The sequence below is a fragment of the Bacillus sp. MBGLi79 genome (genome assembly GCF_002953915.1).
The window spans coordinates 1,782,613-1,786,037 of record NZ_CP026521.1 but is presented as its reverse complement, the minus strand read 5'-3'; the positions used below and the strand labels follow the sequence as shown (position 1 = coordinate 1,786,037).

The window sequence follows — 3,425 nt, the reverse complement described above, 5'->3', positions numbered from 1 at the left end:
ACAATATTGAGTTTATACAGCAAGTTGAAGACGCTTTTTTAGAATATGAAAAGCAAAGCGAAAATTTTAAAGTATTGGAGTTATGAATGAATGAAATTTGTAAAAAATGATCAAACGGCTGTATTTGCCCTTGGAGGACTTGGGGAAATCGGCAAAAACACGTACGGGGTCCAGTTTCAGGACGAGATCGTGCTCATCGATGCGGGGATTAAGTTTCCGGAAGACGAGCTCCTCGGAATCGACTATGTCATCCCCGACTACACTTATTTAGTCAAAAACGAAGAAAAAATCAAAGGTCTTTTTATTACGCACGGCCACGAAGACCATATCGGCGGAATTCCGTACCTGCTCAAACAGGTGAACATTCCCGTTTACGGCGGACAGCTCGCCATCGGCCTTCTCAGAAAGAAGCTTGAAGAGCACGGTCTGCTGCGTCAAACAAAGCTTCATATCATTGAAGAAGACGATATCGGCAATTGCAGAAAAACGTCGGTTTCTTTTTTCAGGACGACCCACAGCATTCCGGACTCATACGGGATTGTCGTAAAAACACCGCAAGGAAACATCGTACATACCGGTGACTTTAAATTCGATTTTACACCGGTAGGCGAACCTGCCAACTTGACCAAGATGGCCGAAATCGGAAAAGAAGGCGTGCTTTGCCTGCTTTCTGACAGCACCAACAGTGAAATCCCTGATTTCACGATGTCAGAGCGCAAAGTCGGAGAAAGCATTGATGATATTTTCCGAAAAGTTGAAGGGCGGATCATCTTCGCAACCTTCGCGTCAAACATCCACCGCCTGCAGCAGGTGATCGAAGCAGCTGTTGCAAACGGACGGAAGGTTGCCGTATTTGGACGAAGCATGGAGTCGGCGATTGAAATCGGCCAAACGCTCGGGTATATTAAGTGTCCGAAAAATACGTTTGTTGAAGCGAATGAAATCAACAGGCTTCCTGCCGGCAAAGTGACGATTCTTTGTACCGGAAGCCAAGGTGAACCGATGGCTGCGCTATCCCGAATTGCTAACGGCACACACCGGCAAATTTCCATCATTCCCGGGGATACGGTCGTATTTTCATCATCTCCGATCCCGGGCAATACAATCAGCGTTAGTCGCACAATTAACCAGCTTTACCGGGCGGGCGCCGATGTCATCCACGGAGCTGTGACTAACATTCATACATCAGGACATGGCGGACAGGAAGAGCAAAAGCTGATGCTCCGCCTCATCAAGCCAAAGTTTTTCATGCCGATTCACGGTGAATACAGAATGCAGAAAATGCACGTCAAACTTGCGACAGACTGCGGAATTCCTGAGGAAAACTGCTTTATTATGGACAACGGCGAAGTGCTTGCTTTGACAAGCGAAGAAGCCTCAGTCGCAGGTAAAATCCCGTCAGGCAATGTCTATATTGACGGAAGCGGCATCGGCGACATCGGGAACATCGTGCTTCGCGACCGCCGGATTCTTTCTGAAGAAGGGCTTGTCATTGTCGTTGTCAGCATCAACATGAAAGAGTTCAAAGTGTCCGCAGGACCTGACTTAATTTCCAGAGGATTTGTCTACATGAGAGAATCCGGTGATTTAATCAACGATGCCCAGGACCTGATTGCAGGACACCTTAAAAAAGTGATGGAACGCAAAACGACGCAGTGGTCTGAAATTAAGAACGAGATCACAGACACGCTCGCTCCGTTCCTCTACGAAAAAACAAAACGCCGCCCGATGATCCTTCCGATTATTATGGAAGTCTAATCGCGGCTTGAACAAAAAACGGATGCACCGGTGTGCATCCGTTTTTTTATGGTTGAATCGGGATATGCCTAAACGCTTTAACATCAAACAAGCCTTCTGTCGTCATTTTAATGTCGGGGATAACAGGAAGCGCTAAAAAAGAAAGCGTCAGAAAAGGATTAAACGCTCCTGAAAATCCTGTCTCCGTTAATGCTGCATGAAGAGATTTTAAGCTTTCGTTTACCGTCTCAAGCGGTTTGTCCGACAAGAGGCCGGCAATCGGCAGAGCGACGGATTGAAGCTCCTTCCCTCCTTTTGCAATGGTGAGGCCTCCCCCGATTTCTCCGAGACGTTCAACCGCTTTTAAGATGTCTTGATCATTTGTACCGACAGCGATTAAATTGTGGGAATCATGAGAAATCGTTGTCGCGATGGCGCCTTCTTTTAAACCGAAGCCCCTGACAACGCCGAGTCCGATTCCTTTAACGCCGCGATGGCGCTCAATCACTGCAATTTTCAACAGATCGCTTTCCAGATCCGGCTGAAAAAAAGCGCCGCTTTTCGGCTTGGCCAGGGACAGCTTTGTTTCAAGCTGATTGGGGATAATGTCAATGACCCTGATTTCACTCCCTTGAACGATCGGAATTTCCAGATCATCCTCATGTAAATCAGGGAGATGGACAGATTGGAGCAGAGCAGGTGCCGCTTTGCCGTCCGTCCATTCGCTTTGTTCTGCCCCGCTCCAGATCACGCCGTTGATCATCGTCTTTGAAATGCTGACGTTCTCAAAATCGCTGATGAAAAGGAGGTCTGCGTCATAACCCGGGGCAACCGCTCCCTTCGTCTTTAACCCGAAGCATTCCGCTGCATTGAGGCTGCCCATTTGATATGCGAGAAACGGGTCAAGTCCCTCTTGAATGGCAAGCTTGACCTGATGGTTAATGCTTCCTTCATCGACCAGTTCATCCAAATGCTTATCATCCGTACAGAAAAAGAAGCGTCTCGCATTTTTCTCATTAACCGCAGGCAAAACATGACGTGTATTCTTTGCCGCAGAGCCTTCTCTCAGCATGACGTACATTCCTCTTCTGACCCGTTCAAGCGCCTCTTCAGGTGTCGTGACCTCATGGTCTGTCAGCACGCCCGCCGCTCTGTAGACATTGACGAACCCGGCTGACAAGCCGGCCAGATGTCCGTCGATCCGCTTGTCCGCTTTATGGGCATCCATGAGTTTTTGCACCATATCCGGCTCTCCCGCTTCAACGGCCACATAGTCCATCACTTCCGCAAGCCCGAGCACCTCTTCGCGGCTGTAAAAAGGATGTAAATCCGCAGCGTTCAAAACCGCACCCGATTTTTCAAATGGTGCCGCAGGCACACAAGAAGGGAGCATAAAACGAATGTTCAGCCTTGTCATCTTAGCCTGCTCCAACATGAACTCAAGACCCCTCACTCCTGAGACATTCGCGATTTCATGGGGATCGGTGACAACGGTTGTTACACCGTGGGGAATCACCGCTTTGGCAAATTCGGGCGGCGTCACCATTGAAGACTCAATGTGGACATGACCGTCGATAAAGCCGGGAACGATCATTTGTCCTTCTGCGTCAATGGTATTCTCCCCCTCATAATCGCCCAAACCGACGATGGCCCCGTCTGTGATAGCTATGTCTGACTTCAACCATTCC

At 48.6% G+C, this 3,425-nt stretch carries 3 protein-coding genes; 2 read left to right on the top strand and 1 reads right to left on the bottom strand.

The features are described 5' to 3' along the window. Together C1T29_RS24755 and rnjA are read left to right on the top strand one after the other, a co-directional pair. Positions 1–86, top strand: an 86-nt coding sequence (locus C1T29_RS24755) for a DNA-dependent RNA polymerase auxiliary subunit epsilon family protein (protein WP_231516574.1), incomplete at its 5' end; no start/stop codon positions are given. Positions 87–90: 4 nt separating this feature from the next. After that, positions 91–1,758: a ribonuclease J1 gene (gene rnjA / locus C1T29_RS09095; protein WP_208945659.1), complete on the top strand. Its 1,668-nt coding sequence runs from the start codon at positions 91–93 to the stop codon at positions 1,756–1,758. 46 nt (positions 1,759–1,804) lie between these two features. Here rnjA and ade read toward each other — a convergent pair. Continuing rightward, positions 1,805–3,425, bottom strand: a 1,621-nt coding sequence (gene ade, locus C1T29_RS09090) for an adenine deaminase (protein WP_208945658.1), incomplete at its 5' end; no start/stop codon positions are given.

Coding starts and splice junctions, on each gene's coding strand:
- rnjA (WP_208945659.1), top strand. CDS start 91: ATGAAATTTGTAAAAAATGATCAAACGGCTGTATTTGCCCTTGGAGGA.